The sequence below is a fragment of the Aminivibrio pyruvatiphilus genome, assembly GCF_004366815.1.
In the GTDB taxonomy this organism is placed as follows: Bacteria; Synergistota; Synergistia; order Synergistales; family Aminobacteriaceae; genus Aminivibrio; species Aminivibrio pyruvatiphilus.
Genome location: NZ_SORI01000002.1, coordinates 1 through 22,906, shown reverse-complemented (window position 1 = coordinate 22,906; position 22,906 = coordinate 1). Strand labels below are relative to the sequence as shown.

At 60.0% G+C, this 22,906-nt stretch carries 21 protein-coding genes; 10 read left to right on the top strand and 11 right to left on the bottom strand.

Annotated features, from left to right (window positions below):
- Positions 1-1,227: a GGDEF domain-containing protein gene (locus tag C8D99_RS01925; protein ID WP_166669955.1), complete on the bottom strand. Its 1,227-nt coding sequence runs from the start codon at positions 1,225-1,227 to the stop codon at positions 1-3.
- Positions 1,228-1,409: 182 nt separating this feature from the next.
- Here C8D99_RS01925 and C8D99_RS01920 point away from each other — a divergent pair, with 182 nt between their 5' ends.
- From C8D99_RS01920 to truD, 7 genes are all read left to right on the top strand, one after another.
- Positions 1,410-1,928: a DUF2179 domain-containing protein gene (locus C8D99_RS01920; protein ID WP_133955826.1), complete on the top strand. Its 519-nt coding sequence runs from the start codon at positions 1,410-1,412 to the stop codon at positions 1,926-1,928.
- Between the two features lie 42 nt (positions 1,929-1,970).
- Entirely contained in the window at positions 1,971-3,740 is a 1,770-nt protein-coding gene (locus tag C8D99_RS01915) for a sensor domain-containing diguanylate cyclase (protein WP_133955824.1), read from the top strand.
- Between the two features lie 10 nt (positions 3,741-3,750).
- Positions 3,751-4,404, top strand: a complete 654-nt coding sequence (locus tag C8D99_RS01910; protein ID WP_133955822.1) for a deoxynucleoside kinase — start codon at positions 3,751-3,753, stop codon at positions 4,402-4,404.
- A gap of 24 nt (positions 4,405-4,428) precedes the next feature.
- Positions 4,429-4,782, top strand: a complete 354-nt coding sequence (locus C8D99_RS01905; protein ID WP_133955820.1) for a hypothetical protein — start codon at positions 4,429-4,431, stop codon at positions 4,780-4,782.
- A gap of 64 nt (positions 4,783-4,846) precedes the next feature.
- A complete protein-coding gene (locus C8D99_RS01900) occupies positions 4,847-6,223 on the top strand; it encodes an NAD(P)/FAD-dependent oxidoreductase (protein ID WP_133955818.1) in 1,377 nt (458 codons plus the stop codon).
- Positions 6,224-6,243: 20 nt separating this feature from the next.
- Complete coding sequence (locus C8D99_RS01895; RefSeq protein ID WP_133955816.1) at positions 6,244-6,744, top strand: hypothetical protein; 501 nt, start codon at positions 6,244-6,246, stop codon at positions 6,742-6,744.
- 2 nt (positions 6,745-6,746) lie between these two features.
- Positions 6,747-7,925, top strand: a complete 1,179-nt coding sequence (truD, locus tag C8D99_RS01890) for a tRNA pseudouridine(13) synthase TruD (protein WP_166669954.1) — start codon at positions 6,747-6,749, stop codon at positions 7,923-7,925.
- Here the strand turns inward: truD and C8D99_RS01885 are convergent.
- The 7 genes from C8D99_RS01885 to C8D99_RS01855 all read right to left on the bottom strand — a co-directional run bounded on the left by C8D99_RS01885 (position 7,907) and on the right by C8D99_RS01855 (position 15,730).
- Positions 7,907-8,671 (bottom strand): LmeA family phospholipid-binding protein, encoded by a 765-nt coding sequence (locus C8D99_RS01885; protein WP_133955812.1) that lies wholly within the window; start codon positions 8,669-8,671, stop codon positions 7,907-7,909. The two genes, truD and C8D99_RS01885, sit on opposite strands and share 19 nt — an antisense overlap.
- A 61-nt stretch (positions 8,672-8,732) precedes the next feature.
- Complete coding sequence (locus tag C8D99_RS01880; protein WP_133955810.1) at positions 8,733-10,052, bottom strand: UDP-glucose dehydrogenase family protein; 1,320 nt, start codon at positions 10,050-10,052, stop codon at positions 8,733-8,735.
- On the bottom strand, positions 10,049-10,975 hold the full coding sequence (locus C8D99_RS01875; RefSeq protein ID WP_133955808.1) for a polysaccharide deacetylase family protein: 927 nt from the start codon (positions 10,973-10,975) through the stop codon (positions 10,049-10,051). Before C8D99_RS01875 ends, C8D99_RS01880 begins: the two co-directional genes overlap by 4 nt.
- 13 nt (positions 10,976-10,988) lie before the next feature.
- Positions 10,989-11,999, bottom strand: a complete 1,011-nt coding sequence (locus C8D99_RS01870) for a bifunctional UDP-4-keto-pentose/UDP-xylose synthase (RefSeq protein ID WP_133955806.1) — start codon at positions 11,997-11,999, stop codon at positions 10,989-10,991.
- A gap of 129 nt (positions 12,000-12,128) precedes the next feature.
- Positions 12,129-13,049, bottom strand: a complete 921-nt coding sequence (locus C8D99_RS01865; RefSeq protein ID WP_133955804.1) for a formyltransferase — start codon at positions 13,047-13,049, stop codon at positions 12,129-12,131.
- The gene (locus C8D99_RS01860; RefSeq protein WP_133955802.1) at positions 13,042-13,980 is read right to left on the bottom strand and encodes a glycosyltransferase; all 939 of its coding nucleotides are present in this window, start codon (positions 13,978-13,980) and stop codon (positions 13,042-13,044) included. The genes C8D99_RS01865 and C8D99_RS01860 overlap by 8 nt, the downstream gene beginning before the upstream one ends.
- A gap of 97 nt (positions 13,981-14,077) precedes the next feature.
- Positions 14,078-15,730 carry a glycosyltransferase family 39 protein gene (locus tag C8D99_RS01855; protein WP_133955800.1) on the bottom strand — a complete coding sequence of 551 codons (1,653 nt, stop codon included), beginning with the start codon at positions 15,728-15,730 and terminating at the stop codon, positions 14,078-14,080.
- A gap of 154 nt (positions 15,731-15,884) precedes the next feature.
- Between C8D99_RS01855 and C8D99_RS01850 the strand changes: the two genes are divergently transcribed.
- The gene (locus C8D99_RS01850; RefSeq protein WP_166669953.1) at positions 15,885-16,256 is read left to right on the top strand and encodes a DMT family transporter; all 372 of its coding nucleotides are present in this window, start codon (positions 15,885-15,887) and stop codon (positions 16,254-16,256) included.
- Between the two features lie 112 nt (positions 16,257-16,368).
- Positions 16,369-17,547 (top strand): M20 metallopeptidase family protein, encoded by a 1,179-nt coding sequence (locus tag C8D99_RS01845; RefSeq protein WP_243833809.1) that lies wholly within the window; start codon positions 16,369-16,371, stop codon positions 17,545-17,547.
- Between the two features lie 64 nt (positions 17,548-17,611).
- Here the strand turns inward: C8D99_RS01845 and C8D99_RS01840 are convergent, their stop codons facing one another.
- Positions 17,612-18,061, bottom strand: a complete 450-nt coding sequence (locus tag C8D99_RS01840; protein ID WP_133955794.1) for a hypothetical protein — start codon at positions 18,059-18,061, stop codon at positions 17,612-17,614.
- A gap of 111 nt (positions 18,062-18,172) precedes the next feature.
- The gene (locus tag C8D99_RS01835) at positions 18,173-18,874 is read right to left on the bottom strand and encodes a transglycosylase SLT domain-containing protein (protein WP_243833819.1); all 702 of its coding nucleotides are present in this window, start codon (positions 18,872-18,874) and stop codon (positions 18,173-18,175) included.
- A 377-nt stretch (positions 18,875-19,251) separates the two neighbouring features.
- Between C8D99_RS01835 and C8D99_RS01830 the strand changes: the two genes are divergently transcribed.
- Positions 19,252-19,716: a type II secretion system protein gene (locus C8D99_RS01830; protein WP_133955790.1), complete on the top strand. Its 465-nt coding sequence runs from the start codon at positions 19,252-19,254 to the stop codon at positions 19,714-19,716.
- A gap of 164 nt (positions 19,717-19,880) precedes the next feature.
- Here C8D99_RS01830 and C8D99_RS01825 read toward each other — a convergent pair whose 3' ends face one another.
- Entirely contained in the window at positions 19,881-22,679 is a 2,799-nt protein-coding gene (locus tag C8D99_RS01825) for a UPF0182 family membrane protein (RefSeq protein WP_133955788.1), read from the bottom strand.
- Positions 22,680-22,906: the final 227 nt, after the last annotated feature.

The window sequence follows — 22,906 nt, the reverse complement described above, 5'->3', positions numbered from 1 at the left end:
TCAGGCGAGGCTGTCCCGGAAAGCGAACCTGTTCTTGCCCATGTCCTTGGCGGTGTACATGGCCACGTCGGCGTGTTTCATGAGGTCCTGGACCGTGGAGCCGTTGTCCGGGGAGAGGCTGATGCCGATGCTGGCGGTTACGGAGATCTCCTTTCCCGCAAGGAGCGCTTTTTTCGACACTCGGCGGAGGATGCGGGCCGCCAGATCCTCCACGGTTTTCCGTGACGGGGGCGACGGCACGACGATGGTGAATTCGTCGCCCCCCATACGGGCCACCGTATCCCTGTCGCTCACTTCCAGTTTCAGCCTCCGGGCGATTTTCTGCAGCAGTCTGTCGCCCATGTCATGGCCGAGGGTGTCGTTGACGCCCTTGAATCCGTCCAGGTCCATGAAAAGCACGGCCACGGGCTCATCCCTGTCGAGGGCCTCCTGGAGGCGGGCGGAGAAAAGATCCCTGTTGGCGAGCCCGGTCAGGGCGTCGTGGTAGGCCCTGTACCGCACCTCGGCCTCCATGCGCCGCCGTTCCTCGATTTCCTTCCTGAGATCCTCGTTCGCTGTTTCCAGCTCCCTGGTCCGGATATCCACCTCACGTTCCAGGTTGTCCCGGTAGATGGAGAGCTCTTCCCTGGATTTTTCGAGGTGGTAGACTTTCTCCTGGAGGCTCATGTTCAGCTCGTCGATCCTCGCCCTGAGGAGAAGGTTGTCCGCCAGTCCCGCCGCGGTGGCGAGGACGATGGAGAGAAAATCGGGAAAAGACGGTTCGTAGTCTTCGTCTTCGTTTTTCTTTTCGATGACGGCGAGAAACAGCCCGAGCACTTTCGACGGTGATGAGAGGGAATGGAGGAAAAGTTTCCCCTGTCCGCCGGGCCGGGAAACAAGAATGGGTTTTTTCCTTCTGAGGGTCCAGGCCACGGTCCTGTCTTCGATAAGGGGGAGGAGTTCCCGTTCGAGGGTCTGTTCCTCACCCTGAGGGTCTGCGAAGGCAGGGTAGAGGGTTCCGTCCTCTTCGCCGGCAAGAAAAAAAGCCAGGGAACCGAACCGCTCCATGGACCGCAGTTTCGATGCCGTCTCCCGGAGGACTTCCTGGAGGGAGTCGAGCCCCGTGAGCGACACCGTGAAGGCGTTCAGGTCGAGGGCCGTTTCAAAGGCATGAAGGGCCGCCTTTCTTTCCAGGGAAAGAAAGGAAACCCGTTCTTCCAGAAGCATTATGGTTCTTTCCATATCCATTTCGCTCCACCCCTCTCCGGGATGATGGCTTCGACGCCCCTGCAGGGACTTGTCCATTATACGATGGTATAACCCTTTCCGTATCGGGACCCTTTTTCTTTTTTCGCTCTATGGTAGGATAATATGGATGTTTTGCAAGGAGGTTTTTCAATGAAGAAAACACATCATCCCGGACGGACACAATGGACCTTGTAGGGCTTCTTCTCATTTTCTGCGCCAGGATCGTGGATGTGAGCTGCGGCACGGTCCGCATCCTGTTTCTCGTGAGGGGAAAGAGAGCTCTTGCGGCCGCCATCGGCTTTGTGGAAGTGATGGTGTACCTGACGGCCCTGGGACACATCCTCGGCGGCGGAAGAGAAATGAGCCTGCTTCAGATGGTGGTCTACTGCGCCGGCTTTTCGTCCGGGAACTTCATCGGCTCCATGCTTGAGGAGAGGCTGCTGAACGCCTATGTACTTCTTGAGCTCATCATGGACAGAACCCCGGAAACGAAGGAAATGATCGAAAACATCCGGCAGGACGGCTATGGCGCCACGGTGCTCTACGGCCGGGGCCGCAACGGCGTGAGGACGATCATCAAGATAATCTGCAGGCGAAGCGACATCCCTGTCATCACTGCCCACACGAAAAACAGGGGATTCATCTGCATCACCGATGTCAAGGGCTGCACGGGCGGATATTTCCGCCTGCAGCGGAAGTGATTTCATGGAGCATCTTTCTTTGGAAGGAAGGGGTAAAACCCGATGAACGAGAGTTTTGAAAAGCCCCTCGGCAATGAAGGAACCGATAAAATCAACTTCCTGATCCAGAAGACCATCCGGCTGGAGAAAGACTCCGCCCGGTGGAAGCGCGAGGAGGCGGCTCTCCGGGATATGGAGCGCCGGTACCTCGCCCTTTCGGAAAACCCGGTCTTCCTCATGATGATCCTCTCGGGAGGAAGGGTGACCTATCTCAACGGGAGGGGAGAAGCCTTCTTCGGTTTTCCCCTCAGGGAACGCCCGAGGTTCCTCCTGACGGACTACGTGGCGCCGGGATACTGCGTCGAGGTGGAAAAATTTCTGGAACAGGGCGGCGGAGCCGAACTCTGGGAAAGGCGCGGGTCCTTCCCTGTGGTTTCCGAAGGGGGAGTTGAGAGGTGGCTCGATATGGCCGTCACCCCGATGGAATACAGGGGTGAACCGTCAATGCTCGCCGTGGGGTGCGAGATTCCGGCACCGGGGCGGAATGACCCCGCGGAGGAAGCGGATGCTCCAGCCGGAATTCCCTGGTCCGCGGAAAACCTCCTGGCGGCGGTTACCGACAGGGACTGCGTTCTGCAGTTCATGACCGAAGGCTTCCGGAGAGAAGCCGTCTCCATGTGGAAAGATCCCCCTGAAGCGGGACGCTCCATGCTGGAACTGCTTCCCGAAGGGGACAGGGGGCTTCCCTTCCGGTTGGCCGTAGAAAAGGCCCTTGCCGGAGAAGGGGCCGAGATAGGCCAGGAGGCCGGAGAAAAGTTTTTTTCCATCTCCTTCGCCCCGGTCTTTTCCCCGGAGGGGCAGATATCGGGCATTTCGCTGGTGCTGTGCGAGAAGACTGGACAGCGGGCTGCCGAGAGAAAAATCCGTGCCGAGGAGGAGAAATTCCGCAGGCTGTTTTCCCTGGTGTCCGACCTTGGAGTAATCGTCGGCAGGGACGACGGGCGGATCATGGAATGCAACAGGGCGTTCCTGGAACGAACGGGCCTTTCGGGAGAAAGGCCCGAGGGGAAGACCCTGGGCGATCTGGGGTTCCTTCCCTTCGGATCTCTGAAAAACGCCCTTTTCTCGGGAATCGGCGAAAAAGGCTCCGTCCGGGAGATGGAACAGAGCGTCACGCTCCCCTCCGGCGAGACCGTTCCCGTTCTCCTTTCCGCCATTCCCCTCGAACGGGGCGGCAGGCAGGTCCTTCTGCTGTCCCTTCGGGAAATGACCGCACCGGCTGCGGAGGCACCCCTGCCTGAAGCGCCTGCCCCGTCCGGCGGTGAGAAGACTTCTCAGGCGAGGAGCGGAGGCACTGACAAACTCCTCGGGATAGCCGACAGGGAGGGGTTCGGGAGGTTATTGTCCACCGAGACGGAGAGAGCCGCCAGGTACCGCGGAAGCCTTTCCGTCATCCTGATGGATATCGACGGATTTCGGGAATTGATGGAGGAGGCGGGAGAAGATGGGGGGAAAAAATTCCTCCGGGACTTCTGCACCGCGGTAAAAGGCCGCATCCGCCCCACTGATTTCCTCGCCCGTCTCGGAGGGGGCGAATTCGCCGTCCTGACGCCCATGAGCGGCTACATGGCCCACCAGATGGCGGACAAGATACGGGACATGGTCTGCCATTCCCATTTCTTTACGGGGCGCGGGGTTTTCTGCAGCTTCGGCGTGTGCGAATACCGCAGGGAAATGTCCAATGAAGAATTTTTGAAACGGGCGGGGATCGCCCTGCGGGAAGCGAAGAGGGCCGGGGGGAACCGGGCTGTTCTCGCACCGCCCATTCCCTGAGGTGCATCCCATGGGAAGGGTTCAGGTCATTGTCGAAGGGATGACGGCAAGCGGGAAGTCTACCGTGGTGAACCTGCTTTCGGAGCGTCTCGGCCTGCAGGTTATGCCCGAGGAATTCAGGGACCAGTACGATCTTCTCCGGAGATTCCACCACGAGCGGCGGTGGGCGTTTCCCATGCAGCTGAACTTCCTTGTAACCAGGTTTGCCCAGTATCTCTGCGCCTCCGAATCGGAGAACTACATTCTTGACCGGAGTGTCTTCGGCGACAAAATATACGCGACGCTGTACTACCGGCTGGGCTATTTCCGGGACAGCCAGTTCGGCACGTACCTCATGCTCTATGATTCGCTGCTGAAGCACCTTGCCATGCCCAGGCTGATGATCGTGCTGTCCTGCCCCTTCGAAGAGATCATGCGCCGTATACGGGCCAGGGGCCGGGAGGATGAACTGGCCGCAGGGGAATCCTACTGGAAGTCCCTCTACGATGCCTATTCCTCCTTCCGGGAGTTTGTCCGCTCCGAGACGGGGCTTTCCAACGGCGGGCTCATGACCCTGGATCTCTCCGACCCGGCGTTCATCACCACGCCCTCGAGAGTCGAGCGTTTTGTCGAAGAAGTGAAAGAACGGCTGGGACTGGAAGAACCGCCGCCGGGAGAGAAATGAAATGCAGAGGAGTGAGGAGCGTCCGTGGCACTGAAAATATGCGATCATTGCTCCAGGGCCTATCTTGACGGCGGGGAGGAAGAAAAGACTCCCCTGTGCCCCGATTGCGCCGAGTACCTGGAAGCTCTCTACCGGCAGGCATGGACCTGGCTTCGGGACCATTCTTCCGCCGACGGCAGGCTCAGGAGGGTAACCTCTGCCCGGCTGGCAGAGGAACTCGGCGTGGACGTGAAAAGCATCGAAGTGCTTGTAAAGATGGACCGCATCCAGACATCCGCCTCGGCGTCAAAAAAAGCCTCCGGGAAGGACCTGGAGACGCTGAAGGCGCTGAGGCGGGGATTGCCGGGCGGCGGCAGGGAGCGGAGAGGACGCCGGTAGCGGCCCTCTCTCCGCACACGACAGACGGGAGGGAACAGCGCGCCCCGCGGGGCGCGGAATACTCATGATATATGATGCCATAATCGTCGGATCCGGTCCTGCCGGAATTTTCGCCGCCATGGAGCTCGTGCGGCACGGAAAGAAAGTCCTGATAGTGGACAAGGGGCGGGTGATCCGGGAGCGGAAGTGCCCCATCGTTGAGGGGAAAAGCAAGACCTGCCTCAACTGCGAGTCCTGCAGCATCGTGTCGGGCTGGGGCGGCGCCGGGTCAGCCTCGGACGGGAAGCTGACCCTCACCACGGGATTCGGCGGCAACCTCGAAGAAAACATCGGCGAGGAAGCGCTCCACGACATGATCGCCTACGTGGACAAAGCTTTTGTCGAGTACGGTGCCGACAACAACTCCTACGAGCCCTCGGGAGCCGTGGTGAAGGACACCATCCGGAAGGCCTCCAGCGTGGGGCTCAAGATCCTCCCCGCCCGTATACGGCATATCGGGACGGACGCTTCCCGGGAAGTGCTCAACAATATGTACGAGGATCTGCTGCAGAAGTGCGACATCCTCATGAACACCTTCGTGGAGGACATCATTGTCGAGAGCGGCCGGGCAGTGGGCATCCGCCTCGCCGACGGGACCGAGCGCCGGGGTGAGTACGTCATCGCCGCCCCGGGAAGGGAAGGAGCGTCATGGCTTGCCGGCGTGGTGGAGAAACTGAACATTCCCATTGCCTCCATGCCCGTGGATATCGGCGTCCGGGTGGAAGTGCCCGACAGCGTCTGCGAAGACCTGACCCAGCATTTCTACGAAGTGAAATGTCTTTACAACACCCCCACCTTCGACGACCGGTGCCGCACGTTCTGCATGAACCCGTCGGGATTCGTGGTGTATGAGTACAACAAGTCCCACGACCTGGTGACGGTGAACGGCCACAGCCTGAAAAACGTGAAATCCAGGAACACCAACTTCGCCATCCTCGTGACGAAGAACTTCACCCAGCCCTTCAACGACCCCATAGGCTACGCCACTCACGTGGCGAAGCTGGCGAACATGCTCGCCGGCGGAGGCATCCTCCTCCAGCGGCTTGGGGACCTGCGGGACGGCAGGCGCTCCACCCAGTCGAGGATCGACAGGGGAATGATCACCCCCACGGCGAACGCCCAGCCGGGCGACCTGAGTCTTGTCCTCCCTCACCGGTATCTCACGGACATCGTGGAGTTTCTGGATGCCCTGAACACGATCATGCCGGGGGTCAACCAGAACGACACGCTGCTCTACGGTGTGGAGATCAAGCTCTATTCCCTGAGGCTGGAACTGCGGAAAAACCTTCAGGTTCCCGTCATCGAAAGGCTGTTCATGGCGGGAGACGGTGCCGGGGTAAGCCGGGGTATCATCCAGGCCGCGGCCAGCGGCGTGGTGGCCGCCCGGGCGATTCTCGGCTGACGGGGCGGAGATGACGGAAAATGAAGAAAGGTCTGTGTGCGGCGGCACTGTTCTTGGCGCTGCTGTTTGCGGGAGCGGGCCGGCTTTCGGGCGCCCCGACGGTGGAGAGTCTCACAAAGGCCCTTCCCCGGTTCGATGGATGGAAGATGGAGACACCCTTTTCCATGCCCGAGGACGGTTTCGTCACCGTGGGTGCCGATTATTACCAGGGAGACCGTTTTTTTCAGTTCATGGTGATCGCCGGCCCGGAGGCCCCTTCTGCGGGGCCCCTGCCGGAAGAGCTTGAACAGGACAGGGCGGCGGGTAGGGCCGAAACGGAGGAGGCGGTGTTTTCCTTCCTGAGCCTGGGGGGATTTTCCGCCGTGAAGGTGGAACTGAAGGACGAAAGCGGCGCCACAATCTGGGTCGACCTGGACGGGAAGGGATGGCTTCTTCTCGGGGGAGACGGAATGACGGGGGCAGAAATCGAAAAGCTCCTCGGAAAGGTGAACCTGAAGGGGTTCGCCGGATTGGTACGGTAAATATGCGCATAAAAACAAAGGCAGACGATTTTTGTGTTGAAGAAGTGCTCCACTTTGCCCCGGCGAAAAAGGAAATGCCCTTCCGGCTTTTCCTGCTGGAAAAGGAGGGGTGGAACACATCCGACGCCGTCCGCGAGGCGGCAGTCCGGAAAAAGGTGCCCCTCGGCGAAATCAGGTCTCTCGGCAGGAAGGACCGCCACGCCAGGACGGTCCAGTTTCTTTCTGTTCCGGCGGAGTACGACCTCGCCTGCGAGGGGGAGGGCTTTTCAGTCCGGAGTGCCGGGTACAGCCTGAAACAGCTCGAGCCTGCCGTGCTGAAGGGCAACCGCTTTTCTCTCGTCCTTCGGGGCATGGACGACCGTGAAGCGGAAAGAACGGAGATCCGGCTGGAGCAGATCTCCAGCAGGGGATTCGCCAATTATTTCGACGACCAGCGTTTCGGCAACGTGGGGAGCAAGGGCGAGTTTTTCGGGGAGATGGTGGTGAAGAGACGGTTCGACGCCGCCCTCAGGAAGTATTTCTCCTTCTGCCACCCCGAGGCTCCGGCCTACCTGAAAAAACGGAAAGCTCTTCTCGCCGAGAAATGGGGAAAATGGGAGGAGATGGAACCCCTCTGCACGGAGCCCCTGCTGAAGAAGATGCTGTCCCTCCTGAAGAAGAAGGGGCGGGAAGGGGTTCTTGCCTGTCTCAGGCTCATACCGGCCGAGGAGATGGGCATGTATTTCTCAGCCTATTCGAGCTTTCTCTGGAATGAAACCCTCTCACGGTTCCTTCAGGGAGAGGACGGGGAGCTTTTCCCGGTTGAGCTCAGGACAGGTCAGGTGTACCAGTATGCCGGTCTTCCGGAGGACCTGCAGCGGAGGCTCCTGTCGGAACCCCTTCACACTGTGGGGCCGGACATGCCTCCTCTTCCCCCCGATCTGGACGGGGTTTTTTCCCGCCTCCTGGGCGAGCGGGGCGTGCGGCTCTCCAAGTTCCGCATGAAAGAGATCTCCCAGGCCTATTTCGCTTCTTTCCCCAGGCAGTGCGCCGTATTGCCTGAGGATATGGAATGGAAAAGGGAAGAGGACGGCCTCTTCCCCGGGAAAGTCGCTCTTCGGCTCCGGTTTTTCCTGCCGAGGGGGAGCTATGCAACCATGCTGCTGAAGTCGGCGGGGAGGGTTCAGGAACCCCGGACGTAGCGGAGGAGGATTCCCTCGAAGGGTTTCGGCGGGGTCCGGGTGGAGATCCTGAGTTTCTGGTCGTCCACCGAAAGCACCGCGAGCGTCACCGGGAAGGGAAAATCCCGGATGTCCACCACGGGCTGGATGTCCCGTATGGCCTGCCTGACGGCATCGGTCTGCTCGTCGTGGTTGATCTTCAGCTCCACGTCCTTCAGCCAGAGTTCCTTGCCCTGCCGTATTTCGAGCCCCGTCTTCACCTCCGCCAGGAGAGTGAGGCCGGGGTTTTTCACGTGGTAGTACCCCCTGGCGCCGATGATTCCCGGCCTGAGGTCCACGGAAATTTTGTTCCAGTCGCTGCCGGCATACCCGCTGAGGGCGGCGTTGATGTCCTTTTCCAGGATGACCGCCTCGAGATTGCTCCGGAGGGCATTTTTGACCTCAATGGGGTCCTTCGCCTTCGGGTCCCACTTCGACGGAGCGTTCAGCTCCACGAAGGATGCCTCCAGGGCCAGCTTTTCCACCCGGAAGCCTCCGATGGTGGCCCCTGTCACGAGGAAATGGATGTTGCGGACATTCCCCTGGTCGTCGGGTTCTTCGTCCATGCGGAGTTCGAGCACCTCGGGGTTCGTGAGGGAGACGAGAAGGGAGAGCAGCCGCTCGCCGTTGGTCTCCGGGGTGAAGCCGCCCCTGAATTCTTTTTTCGCGGCGGCGGAAGAGGTGCACAGAAGCAGGACGCATAGCAGCGCAGGCAGTAGTTTACGCACGATAGTCCCTCCTGTTGGTTGTGGTGTGAAAATTATAGCATCGCCAGCGGAAGGGCGGGGATCAGGCCGTTCCGCGGCCTATGGAATAATAGACGAAGCCCTGCCGTTTCATCTCCGCCGGGGAGTACTGGTTCCGCCCGTCGAAGATCACTGGAGAGGCGAGAAGGGACCGTATCTTTTTGAAGTCGGGCTGCTTGTAGATGTCCCATTCGGTCACCAGGACCAGGGCGTCGGCGCCGTTGACGGCGTCGTACTGATTGTTGACGTAAAGAACGCCCTGAAGGTCACCCAGGGCCTCCCTCGTTTCATCCATGGCCTTCGGGTCATGGGCCTGAACCTTTGCCCCGGCGGCGGCGAGGTCGGCGATGAGGGCCTGGGCGGGGGCCTCCCGGACGTCCGATGTCTTCGGCTTGAAGGAGAGGCCCCAGATGCCGATGGTCTTGCCCTTCATGCAGCCGAAGTGGCGGAGGAGCTTGCCGAAGAGGACGTGCTTCTGCCGTTCGTTGACTTCCTCCACTGCCTGGAGGATCTGCATTTCCAGACCTTCCTTCCGGGCGAACTCCTTCAGGGCCCGGACGTCCTTGGGGAAGCACGATCCTCCGAAGCCGCACCCGGCGCTGAGAAAGGCGTAGCCGATGCGGGAATCGGAGCCCATGCCCATCCTGACCTTCTCCACGTCGGCACCCAGCCGCTCGCACACGGCGGCGATCTCGTTCATGAAGGAAATTCTGGTGGCGAGCATGGCATTGGCGGCGTACTTGGTCATTTCCGACGAGCGGATGTCCATGAAAATGACCTTTTCAGGGGGGAGGAAGCTGTAAAGCTCCTTCATGATGTCGGCGGACCGGTCGCAGTCCACGCCCACCACTACCCTGTCGGGTTCCAGGAAGTCCCGCACGGCGGCGCCCTCCCGGAGGAATTCCGGGTTCGACGCCACGTCGAAGGGGATGTCCTCCCGCCGCTTCGCGAGCTCCGCGGCCACGGCCTGCCGGACGAAGTCGCAGGTGCTCACCGGCACGGTGGACTTGACCACCACGAGCTTGTATTCCTTCATGGAGCGGCCGATGGTCTCAGCCACCGACCTGACGGCGGAGAGGTCGGCGCTCCCGTCCTCGAGGGAAGGGGTCCCTACGGTGATGAAGCACATGAGGGCGTCGTCGAGGGCGGAGGGAAGATCGGTGGAAAAGGAAAGCCGTCCCGCTTCCAGGTTGTTCCGGATGATCTCTTCGAGCCCCGGCTCGTAAAAGGGGACGGTCCCCCTGGAGAGAGCCTCGATTTTTTGGGTGTTTGTATCCACGCAGACCACGTCGTTCCCGAATTTTGCGAGGCAGACGCCGGTCACCAGGCCGACATATCCCGTGCCCACCACGGCGAGCTTCATTCTTTCTCCTCCTCACGGGCGCATTTCTGGACGGCCACCGTTCCCGACCTGCCGGGGAGCTCGCCGGGGACCACATCGCACACGTGGATGAGGGGATTCCGGACGGAGATCTCGAAGGCGACGTCGTTGAGGGTGCGGAAGGTCACTCCCCGTTCCGCGCACCGGTCGAGGAGCTGCTCGAGGATGGGACTCTGGGCCCGCCCCTCCATTTCGGCGTGGATGGTGTGGACGTTGAGGCCTGGCTGCAGCTGGTCGAGATAGTAGTCCACGATCCCGTCCCCGGGAATGTCCTCTCTGCCGTAGACTTCGTCCAGGGTCGGCAGGGTGGTGGGAATCTGGAGCGTTTTGAAGGTCCTTCCTCCCATGCGGGGGCGGAAGGCGTAGCCCGATCCCCGGATGTCGCTGCAGTAGTCGAAGCCCAGTTCGTCCTGGACCGCCAGGCTTTCAGGGGTGACCTGCCACCCCGGGGCGGCGCAGCTTTTGGCCTTATTGGCGGCGTAGAGTTCAAAGAGCTCCATGGACTTCCGGAAATCCTCCCGGATCTGCTCAGGGGTGAGACGGGGAAGCCGGTCCTGCCACTTCACGTGGTCCCAGCAGTGGATGCCGCAGTCGTGACCTTCCTCCACCGCCCGGATGAAGACGCCGGGTTCGGGCTGGACGATGAGGGGGGCCGGAAGCAGGGTGCCGTAGAGAAGGGTGCGGAATCCGTAGGTGGACGGCGCCTTGGTCCGGAGCATCTTCTTCAGGAAGCCTTTCCGGAAGATGCGCCGGATGGCCCTGCCTGAGTTGTCAGGGCCGAAGGAAAAGAAAAAGGATGCTTTGATCTTCCTGGCCCGGAAGATTTCGAGCAGCCTGGGGACACCCTCCCGGTACCCTTTGAGGGTGTCCACGTCCGTCTTGAGAACGAGAATGGTTTCCGCCACGGAATAATCCCTCCTATCCTTCGACGTAGCTGAGAATGGTCTGCTCCACGGCCTCCCGGAGGGGAATTTTCGGAGCCCAGCCCAGGGCTCTCCCGATGGCCTCGATAGAGGGAACCCTGTTCTGCATGTCGTCGTAGCCGTTGCCGTAGTACTGTTCCGCCGGCATGACGGTGACCTGCGCGTTTTCGGCGGCTTCCCGGAAGGAGGGTATCTCCTTCATGATGTCGATGACCAGGTGGGCCAGTTCCTTTATGGATGCGTTGTTGCCCGGGTTGCCGATATTGAAGATTTTTCCGTCGCTGGCCTTTTCGTCCGCGAGAATGGCCAGGAGGGCGTCGATGCCGTCGGAGACGTAGGTGAAGCTCCGGTGCTGCTCGCCGCCGTTGACGAGGGTGATGGGGCGGCCGGACAGAACGTCGAAGACCATCTGGGTGATGGACCTGGCGGTCCGCTCCTCGGCGTCCCTGAAGGTGTCGAGCCTGGGGCCGATCCAGTTGAAGGGGCGGAAGAGGGTGTACCGGAGACCCCTTTCCTGGCCGTAGGCGGCGATGACCCTGTCCATCATCTGCTTGCCGCAGCTGTAGATCCAGCGCATCTTGCAGATGGGTCCCACGATGAGGGGGCTTTCGTCTTCCTTGAGGACGGTGTCGGTGCTCATGCCGTAGACTTCGGAGGTGGAGGGAAAGATGACCCGCTTTTTCGCGTCGGCGCACATGCGGACGATCTTCAGGTTCTGTTCGAAGTCGAGCTCGAAAGTCCAGAGGGGCTTGCTGAGGTAGTAGGCCGGCTTGGCGATTCCCGCGAGGGGGAGGACCGCGCCGCTTTCCGCGATGGCCTTTCTCATCCAGTCGTCGGCGGTGAAGATGTCCCCCTGGGTGAAGGAGAAGTTCGGGTGTCCTTCATATTTTTCGAGGTTCATTCCTGAAAGGTCGAAGGCGTTCACCTTCCAGTCCGTGCTGTACAGAATGCCTTCGATGAGGTGGGATCCGATGAAGCCGTTGGCCCCGAGAATCAGTATGTTCACTATTGAAACCTCCCAACGCTGTTCTTTCGTTCCGTGAACGAAGGGCAGACTTCGCCCCGTGCAGTATATCACGTTCCCCCGCCCCTTGGGGCCGGGGGAAATCTTACCCCGCCTGGCGGCTTCCTCCGGCTATTCCAGCAGGGAACCTTCGCCGAAAGTTTCTCCGAGAGATCCGCCGTCCTGCTCCGGTTCTCCGTCGAACTGGGCGCGGAGGATACGGAGACAGCCTGTTCCGGCTTTCACCCTCAGGGGTGACCGTGAGAGGACCGTGCCCGGGGGTGTCCCGTCATCAAGGCACTCCTCCGGCAGGGCTTCCCAGATGAAGAGCTTTCTCCCTTCCCGGAAGGCGAAGGCCCCGGGAAAGGGGTGGGTCACGGCCCGCACAAGGTTGTAAATCTCCGGAGCGCTCCCGCTCCAGTCGATTTTTCCGTCGGCTGGGGTCCGCCGTCCGAAGAGGGTGGCCTCCGCCTCGTTCTGGGGGATGCGGGGCGCCGTTCCGGCGGCGATGGCGTCAAGATTTCTGGCGATCAGGAGCCTGGCGGCCCCGGCAACCTTCTTTCCCACGTCAAAGGCGGTGTCCTCGAAGAGAATGGGCACCCGCTCCCGGTCCACCATGTCCCCGGCGTCGGCGCGCCTGACCATCCGGTGCAGGGTTGCTCCCGTCTCCCGCTCTCCCCTGAGGACGGCCCAGTTGATGCAGGCCCTGCCCCTGTATTTCGGCAGCAGGGAGCCGTGCATGTTGAAGGCCCCCAGGGGCGGGATCTGCAGGAACCGTTCCGGAATCATGGACCTGTAGTAAAAGGAGAAGATCACGTCGGGGCGGAGAGAGAGAAGAAGCTCGTATTCGGCGTCCCCCAGGGAAGCGGGGGTATGGACCGGAATTCCTGCCTCGCGGCCCAGCTTCGCCACGGAGGGGAACCAGATCTCCTCGCCGGGGTCGTCCTCGCAGGTGAAAAGGGCAACCACCGTCACGCCCCGGCGGAGCAGCTCCTCCAGGCAGACGTACCCCACTTCGCTGTAGGCGAAGACCGCCGTCCGGAGATCAGTCATGGTCCCATTCCCGCCGGATGACGTACCGTGGACGCTTGCGCACCTCGGAGTAGATCCGGCCGATGTATTCACCGATGATGCCCACGCAGGACATGGTGATCCCCATGAGGAAGAAGTTGATGTTCAGCAGGGTAAAGACTCCTTCCGCCTCGGGGCCGACGATGAGGCGGCGGAGGAGAAGGAAGAGGACGAAAAGGAAGCTCAGGGCCGACACGGCCATGCCGATCATGGTGACGGCCTGGAGGGGAAAGAGGGAGAATCCCGTCATGAGATCGAAATTGAGGCGGATGAGCCGGAAAAAACTGTACTTTGACGTGCCGTGCTCCCGCTCGTTGTGCCCCACGGGGATCTCCACGGGATTCACGGCGAATTTCTGGGCCAGGGCGGGTATGAAGGTGGTGCTCTCGCAGCTCTGGTTGATGATGTTGACGATGTCCCGCCTGTAGCCCCGGAGCATGCAGCCGTAATCGTTCAGGCGCAGGCCGGTGATCCTGTTGGTGATGGAGTTGACGATCCTGGAGGCCATCTTGCGGAATTTCGGGTCCTGCCTGTTCTGCCTGACCGTTCCCACCACGTCGTGCCCCTCGTCGATCTTCAAAACGATCCGGGGGATTTCCTCCGGCGGGTTCTGGAGGTCGGCGTCGAGGGTGATGATGATATCCCCCCTGGAGTGGTCGAAACCGGCCATGATGGCCATGTGCTGGCCGAAATTGCCGTTGAAGTCGATGATGCGGACTCTTTTCGGGTTCGCTTTGTAGAATTCGTACAGAAGCTGGAGGGACCTGTCCCTGCTTCCGTCGTTCACGAAGATGATTTCATAGGGCCGGTTCATCCCCTCCAGGGCGGAACGGAGGCGGGGAAATAGGTGGGGCAGGCATTCTTCCTCGTTGTACACAGGAATGACCACTGAAACGAGGCCTGGTTCAGGCATGACGGACATCTCCTTTTTCCGGGGCGCTTCCCCGGAACGCAGTTAAATTTGTGTCAGGCGGACCGGCCGCCGGCGCATTCGAAAAAATTGGCGGTTCCTACGGGCGGTTCACCAGGATGATCCGCCGTTCCGTCTTCGCCGCGACGGATGAGACGTTGGGATCGAGCAGGGAGAAAATGGTCTCCTCGTGGCCCGTGTTGATCACCAGGATCACCCTCCGGTCGCTCTTCCAGAGTTCCAGGAGCTGCTCCGTACCTATGAACCAGAAGGGATCCTCTTCCTGCTTCGCCCCGAACTCGAGCTCGCCGAGATAGTTGACGAGGACGATGCGCTGCTTCAGGTAGAAGGGGAGTCCCTGGTCGTAGTTTCCGTACTGGGCGATCACGTCCCCGGGGCGGCGGAGTTCGGCCACGATCCCGGCCAGGTCCCTGGCGGAAATGAGGCCGTCATAGAGGGTGAACACCCGCCTGAAGGAGAACATGGAGAGGAAGGCGAGAAGGCACAGGGAGAGGGCCAGAAGACGGAACCGGCTCTTCCTGTAGAAGTACCACCCCGCGGCGACGAAGGCCGAGAGGGCGAGGGCTACCGGAAGGGCGTAGGGCAGCAGCCTTCCTGCGGAAATCCGGCTGTTGAAGAAGGGATACACCAGGAGAGCCAGGATGAAGGGGACCAGAAAAGCGCTGTTCCAGAGGAGGAACCGTTTCATCCCCCGGCCGTCGCTTTCGGAGACGATCTTCTGGAAGACCCGTCCCATGAGAACGGCGAGGGGAGGGAAGACGGGAATGATGTAGGGGATGAGCTTGGAGCTCGAAAGGGAGAAAAAGAGAAAGATCACGGCAAACCAGAGAAAGAGGAAGAGTTCCTCCCTCTTTTCATTTCCGAGGGCGCGGATACGGGAGGGCAGGGCTGACCTGACCGCTCCGGGCAGCAGGCCCGTCCACGGGAAAAGTCCGGCGAGCAGAATGGGAATGAAGAACCACGCCGGCTCGTACCGGCCGTGCATGGTGGTCGCGTACCGCAGGAAATGCTCCTGGATGAAGAAGAAGTAGAAGAAATCGCCGTTGACCGCGCAGACTGCGATGAACCACGGCAGGGAGAGGGCTGAGAAGAGGATGATGCCCGGAAGGTAGAGGGCGGACCGGACGATGTCCCACCGCCTGGTGAGGATCATGTACCAGAAGATAATCCCGCCGGGCAGGACGATGCCGATCAGGCCCTTGGTGAGAAGGGCGAGGGCCGCTCCCGCATAGAAAAGCAGGTAAAAGCGCCTGTCCTTTTCCAGGCCGAACCAGAATCCCGCCATGGCCGCGGTGAGGAAGAAGGAGAGAGGCATGTCGGTGATGTTGATCCGGGAGATGGCGAAATAGACCAGGCTCGTGGTCAGAATGGCCGACGAGTAGAGGGCCGTTTCGCGGCCGAACATGGACCGTGCCAGCAGGTAGGTGAACATAACGCCCCCGAGGGCGAGCAGAGCGGGCCAGAAGCGGCCTGAAAACTCGTTTTCTCCGAAAACGGCCTGGGCGGAAGCGGTGAGCCAGTAGTGAAGCACCGGTTTTTCGAAGTATTTGATATAGTTAAGCCTTGGGGTGATGAAGTCCCCTGTCTCCCGCATCTCCCGGGGGATTTCAGAGTACCGTCCCTCGTCGGGCTCGAGGAGGCCGTGATTGCCGAGCCCCCAGAAATAGAGAGAAACAGACAGGAGAACGAGAAGCAGGAGCTTTGCGGCGGCGCCGGGGCGAGAGAAATTCATCGAACCATCCTTCCGGAGAATAAGTTGAAGCTGGGAATTTTTCAATTCTACATGATACTCTTCCCGATGTGGAAGAATTCTACACGAAGTCCCTCCGTTTTTGGAAGCATCATGGAGTATAATCCTTCAATGCACCGGAAAGAGAGGTATGTCCATGGACAGGCTGACGTTTTTGCTCCTTGCCGGATCGGCGGTCTTCAACGCCTCGGCGAATACCCTCATGAAGCTGGCTTTCGGCCACCAGAAGGACCTTCTCGACGGCGGGGCGGTGAACGCGGTGCTCCGCATCGTCTTCAATCCCTGGGCTGTGGCGGGGGTGGGATGTTTCGGCATATCCTTCATCTTTCTCAGCGCGGCGCTGACGAGGACCGACCTTTCCCTGGCCTATCCCTTTATGGCCGGGCTGGTGTTCCTGCTGGTCCTGGGCGTGTCCGTGATCTTCTTTTCGGAACAGGTTACCCTCTGGCGCCTTGCGGGCATGGCGGCTATCCTGGCGGGAATCTGGCTCATTTCGGTGAAGGGCTGAACAGCAAGGGAGAAATTCGGCGGAGGAGCCTCTCCGCCTGAACGAAGGGATGAAAACAGCGAACGGTACAATGAGAAAGGAGAGAACCGTCATTATGACTGTTTCACCGATCATGGAAAAAGCTGCTTCCCTTTCCGGGAAGCTCACGGAATTGAGGCGGAAATTCCACGCCAACCCCGAACTCCCCTGGCAGGAAAAGGAGACATCTCTCTTCGTGGAGAAATACCTCCGGGACCTTGGCCTTGAGAACATCCGGAGAGGCTTCGGCGGCACGGAATGCGGCGTAGCTGCGGACCTCCGGGGTGCGAAGCCGGGGCCGTGCGTTGCCCTGAGGGGCGACATGGACGCCCTTCCCCTCGAGGAAGAAAACGACCTTCCCTACCGCTCCACCCGTCCTGGCGTCATGCACGCCTGCGGCCACGACGCCCATACCGCCATCCTCCTGGGCGCGGCGGAGATTCTCGCCTCCATGAAGGACGAGCTCTCCGGCACGGTCCGCTTTCTCTTCCAGCCCGCCGAGGAGGCGGGGTACAACTCGGGCGCCCCGAAAATGATCGAGGAAGGCGCCCTGGATGGCGTCGACGCAGTGGGAGGGCTCCATGTCTGGTCCCTGCTCCCGGCGGGGACGCTGGGCTGCCGGGTGGGGCCCGTCATGGCCTCCGCCGACATCTGGGACCTCAAGATCCAGGGGAAGGGCGGCCACGGGGCCATGCCCCACAAGGCCGTTGACCCCACAGTGACGGCCGCCACGGTGATCTCGACCCTCCAGACGGTGGTGAGCAGGGAGATGGATCCCCAGGAGACGGTGGTTCTCAGCGTGGGCAAAATGGAAGCGGGTACGGCGGTCAACATCATCCCCGATACGGCGAGAGTGGCCGGAAACGTGCGGACCACCAGCCGGGAAGTGCGGGCCCAGATGGAGGGCATCATGAAACGGGTAGCAGACGGCATCTGCGCCGCCATGAGATGCACCGCGGAACTGACCTATACGCCTATCTACCCTGTCACGGTGAACGACCCGGAAGTGACGGCGGTGATGCGCTCCGCCGCCGTCGAGATGCTCGGAGAGGAAAACATCGAGGAAGTCCCCGTGGCCATGGGGTCCGAGGATTTCAGCTACTACGGCGAAAAGGTCCCCGCCGCCTACGTCTTCCTGGGCATAGCGGACGAGACGAAGGGAACGGGCAACCAGCACCACAATCCCAGATTCAACGTGAACGACGACGTCCTTCCCTCCGGTGCAGCCATCCTTGCGGCCTTCGCCTTCCGGATGAACGAACGTTCCGTCTAGCGGCGACGAAAACACCGTGGCACCAGGGGAATTCCCCTGGTGCCACGGTGTGAAGGCTGCAGTCCTATTCGACCTCGAAGTCTATGATCTGGTCGGGGTCGGTTCTGTCATCAACGAAAATCTCCACCCTGAAAGCGCCTTTCGGCCAGGGATCCCCGCCGTTGTTGAGGGTGCTGTAGACGAAGATGTCCGAACCGTGGTCTTCAGTGTTCAGATCCACATCGGTGATATGCTGGTTCTGCGTGACGAAAAACCACGAAAAACGGATTTTTGTGTGGGGCGGTGCCGAGAGCAGCGTTCCCACGGCATAGAACGCCGGTGACTCCTGCGTGTAGGCAATGAGCCTGTCAAGAGGTTTCCCGTCCTTCATCGCGGATGTCATGTGACCGTCAACCACGTGCGCGTTTTCGGGAAGAGGCGCCGTACCCCCGGTTTCCGCGGCCGCCGCCGCGGATGCCAGGCAGCAGAGCAGCGCAAACAGCGCCCCCACAACAATGGCCTTCCGACCTCTCATTTCCGTTCCCCCTTAAATTATAGAATCCCTCCGGAAGCTATCCTGGAGGGATTCTATCACAGCAGGGGCATAAAAAAATTAAAAACCGGTCATACTCAGTCCATTCACCGGTCAAAAAGCGGCAACCACCTTTGCGTTCTTCACCTTCGCCAGGTTCCTTGAGATCCGGTTCCAGTACACTGTCGCCGACCCGCCGTAGTAGCGTCCCAATGCCGCTTTCGTGTCGCCGTAGGCCTTGAGATAGCGCGAGAGGAGAAGGCTTCCCGCCGCGATGCCCATCTCCGGGTCGTGGAGGTCCTCTTCCGTCATGATGCCGTTTGCCTGGAGGAGTCCCGCATGGACCTTCCACATGACCTGCATCACACCCGCCGCCCCGGCGGGGCTCCGGGCCTCGGGCCGGAAATGGCTTTCCGTGTTGGCCACTGCCACAATCAGGTCCAGGGGAACATTGTACTTCAGGGAGTACTTCCAGAAGGCGTTGGCCTGCAGAAGTGCGGATTCGCGGCTCACGTCGCCGTTCTGGGACTGGATGAACCGGGACAGGGAACCAATGCTTTCCGTGGCTGTCGCAAAGGTTGTGCATGCCGCCCCGTGGGCATCCAGAGCGGCTCCGGCTGCCGTCAGGGCTGAAGAAGCCGCGGCGGATACCGTTCCCCGCACGAGAGCCGCTGTTTCAGGATCATCGCTCCAATTCCCCGACACGTGCCGGTGCCGTGCAGTGAAGAGAGGGGTGCCGTGCTGTCCCCTGGCGACTGTCACTAGAAAGCCTGCCGCGGAAAGGATCAGAAGGGCGGCCATGCTTTTTCGTATCATGTGTTTCACGGAGCTCCCTCCCTTTTCAGGAGAAAAGAGTTCCTTCCGCAGGAAAAGAACCTGCCGGAAGGGTTTTTGATTATAACTCAAAGGTGTTTTCTGGCAATTATTGTCCGAAAAAGTTAACCATCACCTCGGAAAAGTTCATACTGGAAAAGGGTATCTGAAAAATAACAGCAAAATTGTGTACGAAAAGTGGAAAATCCCCCCTGATTTATCATTTCTGAAGATCTTCCTGAACTCGCGTTAGCATTGAATGCAATTAAATAAAAAAACAACAAAGAGGATTAGCCCCTTTTTGTGTTGTCAAATTAGATGCGAATCTTTAGAATAGGAAACCGGACAGCTTTTTATCCCATTTCTCTGGAGGGGTCTTCGTGGCAGAATACGCAAGGAAGAGAAAAGGATTTACCCTGGTGGAGCTTCTTATTGTCATTATCATCGTCGGGATTCTCACCTCAGCCATGCTCCTTCTCATGGGCTCGGCCGAGGACAAGGCGGAGGCGACCGCCATACTCAGCGACATGCGGTCCATGAAATCCGCCATGGTCATTTTCAAGCTGGAAAAGGGGCGGTGGCCGGATCTGGCATCCGATGAAACGGAGATCAAAAAACTCTTCGGGGGCGCCTCCCTGGAAGGTTTCGACCTCGTCTCCAGCGGAGACGCATACGCTTATGTCCTTTACGACCTGACGAAAAACAAAGGCAAGTCGGCCGGCGTAAAGAAAAAGCTGGCCCTCATGGCCGATTCGTCAGGTCTGCTTCAGGAAAACACCTCAAAACCTCCTGCAACCCCCCAGCCCTACACCGGTGGTACCATTGTGGAGATGAAGGTCCACTGATTCCGGGGGATTTTTGGAATTCGGTTCGTCAGGGGGGAGAGGGACAGAGGTCTTTCTCCTCCTGTTTTTTCGGCCTTGAGATAGAATCCGGGCCGGCGCTTTTTCGGGAGGATTGTCCCCGACAGCACCGGCCCGGCATAACTCACCTTCTCTTTTTTGCTTCCTCAGTTCTGTGCCGAAATCTCCAGCATTTCCTTCAGAACCGACTCCAGCTTTTTCATTTCCCGTCCGTATTTCTCCCAGTCGTCCTCCCGGAGGGCCTTCCTTGCCGCATCCCAGGCATCAGAAGCCTCCCTGGCAAGAAGGGAGAGGGCGGGGGATTCTCCTTCGGGGCGGGCGGGACGGGGCGTTGCCATGCCCGCCGGGGGCTGGGGCAGCGAAGGCCGGCCGTCAGATGAGCCGATAAGGCGGAGCAGAGATTCTTCCAGCGTTTCTCCCCAGACGACCCTGCCTCCGGTGGACGTGATGACCCGGCGCAGTTCGGGAAGCTCGCTGTTCTCGGCCCTGAGGTACAGGGGCTGGACGTAGAGGATGCCGTTGCCCACCGGCACGACGGTCATGTTGCCCCGTATGACGGCGGATCCTCTCTGGCTCCACAGGGAGAGCTGGGCGGAAATCTCGGAATTCTGGTTCGTAAGGGCCTCCACCTGGGACGGGCCGTAGATGAGCTTCTGCTTCGGGAACTGGTAGACAAGCAGCTGACCGTAATTGTCTCCGTCGGACCGTCCCGCCATCCACGCGATCATGTTGTCCCGGTTCACGGGCATGAAGGGGGTGATGAGGACGAACTCGGATTTCTCCTCCCCGACGAGGCGCATGTTCACGTAGTAGGCCTCGAGGATGCCTTTTTTATCGCCGCTGCTGCTGCGGTCCCACACGTCCTCCTTGTTGTAGAAGGTGTTGGCGTCGGACATGTGGTAGATCCTGTAGATCTCGCTCTGGATGCTGAAAAGATCCTGGGGGTACCGGAGGTGGGCCTTCAGCCCCGAAGGCATCTCCGACAGGGGGCGGAAGAGGCCCGGAAAAACGCCGCTCCATGCCTTCAGCACCGGGTCGTCGGGGTCGGATACGAAAAACTTCATGGTGCCGTCATAGGCGTCCACCGTAGCTTTCACGCTGTTCCGGATATAGTTGATCCCCTGTCCCCGGCCCAGGGAGACGGGCTGGGAGTAAGGGTACCTGTCGGCGGCCGTGTAGGCGTCCTGCATCCAAACCAGGCGTCCTTCGGAGACCACGAGGTAGGGATCCCTGTCGAAATAGAGAAAAGGCGCCACCCGTGTGAGTCTCTCACGGATGTTCTGATGGTATTTCACCCGGCTGTTTTCGGTGAAGACATCGGAAAAGAGGATCTTGAAGTCGGCGAACCTGATCGCGTAGAGAATCCTCCGGAACAGGGTGCCCATGGGGACGCCGCCCTTGCCTTCATAAGTGGTGCGCACGTTGGAGTCTCCCATGGGATAATCGAACTCCCTCACGGTGGTGCCCACGAAAATGTAGGAACTCGGCTTCTCTCCGTAGTAGATTTCCGGCCTGGTGATGGAGAGGGGTACCTCCGTCCTCGGGGGAAGATCCCGGACCCAGAGCCTGGGCAGTCCCGAGCCGGCGACTTCGTTGACGGGGTTCATGACGATGCCGTAACCGTGGGTGAACTCGAGGCGGGTGTTGATCCAGGTGGGGTTCTGCATGCCCTTGAGGTCCAGCTCCCTCGGGGAGAGCATGACCTGCCGGTACTTCCCGTCGAAGGTGTATCGGTCGATGTCCACGTTGGAGAAGTCATAGTATGTCCTGATCTCCTGGAGCTGCTTGTAGCTCCTGAGAAGGGGGGCGTGGTCCCAGAGGCGGATGTTGTCGATAGTGTCCCTGTTCTGTTCCACGTTTTCCCAGGTGATGGAATCGTCCGGGGTGACCGTTCTCAGGGTGATGTCCGAGAGGCCGTAGGCCTTGAGGGTCGCTTCGATGTTGTACTCGATGAACCGCTTCTCCCGGTCGAACTCGTTGGGTTCCACGAAGTACTTCTGCACCACGGCAGGGTAGACGCCCCGGAGCAGGACTCCGGTGACCAGGACGAGCCCTGCCAGGCCCAGGGAGAATTTCCAGGTTTTCCGGAGAAGGCTCACGAGAAGGGAGAGTCCGAGAAGCGCCGAGAGAACCGCGAGAACGTTCAGGGCGAGGAGTTCTGCATGGACGTCCGTATAGCCTGCGCCGAAAACCACTCCCGTGGGGGAGAACAGCAGGTCGTATCTGTCCAGAAGATAGCCGGCGGACCAGAGGAACGCTCCCGCGGAGGCGATGAGGGCAAGGTGGTTCCGCATTTTTGCCGGCACCACAAGGGAGGCCAGGTCCCTGTTCCTCGGCAGAAGGAAGGCCGCATAGGCGCCGCCTGCCGTCACAAGGCACAGGAAGACGATGTTCAGCGCTTTCGCGTGGAGAAATCTCCAGAATGGAAGGCCGAAGACATAGAAGCCGATGTCCTGACCGAAAATGGGGTCGGCCTCGCCGAAGGGTGTGCCGTGAAAATACCGGAGGACCATGGTCCACTCCCCGGTCATGGCCGCACCGTTGCTGAAGCCCAGGAACAGCGCGGCCGCAGCGACGGCGAATCCTGCCGCCCTGGCTCCCAGAAGCCCCTCCTGTTCGGGATAGAGGGCCCGCAGGTTTCTCCTGGCTGCGGAGAGATTCAGCCAGAGGAAGGCGGCGTAGAGCAGGAACCCGGCCCCGAAGAGGGGAAGGCGGGCAAGGAGACGGGTCCAGAAGACGGAGCTGTATCCTTCGGTGTCGTACCAGAGATAATCCGTATAGAATTCCGCAAGGACAGGCAGAAGCACAAAGAACAGGAGAGCGGCTCCTCCCGCCAGCAGAAGCCCCTTGTTGATGCGGAACGGAAAGGGAGGGAACGGGCGCTTCGGGGAGGAGTCCTCCCCGGGAAACCATTCGTTGTTGGGAAACCAGTCGTTTTTTGTCATAATACTTCATTCTATAGTACTTTCCCGGGATGTCAAAATAAAGATGGCGGACCTAAATCCGCACCCTGAAAAATAAAAAACCTCTCTGGACTGTTCGGAGAACAGTGTTAAGGTAGTGTTTACGACGACACAACCCTTCACCAGAGAGGTGCGTTCATTATGACGGAAAAGGCGAAGAAAATCCATATCGAACTGAAGAGCGGTGAAAGCGGCATAACATCCTTCGC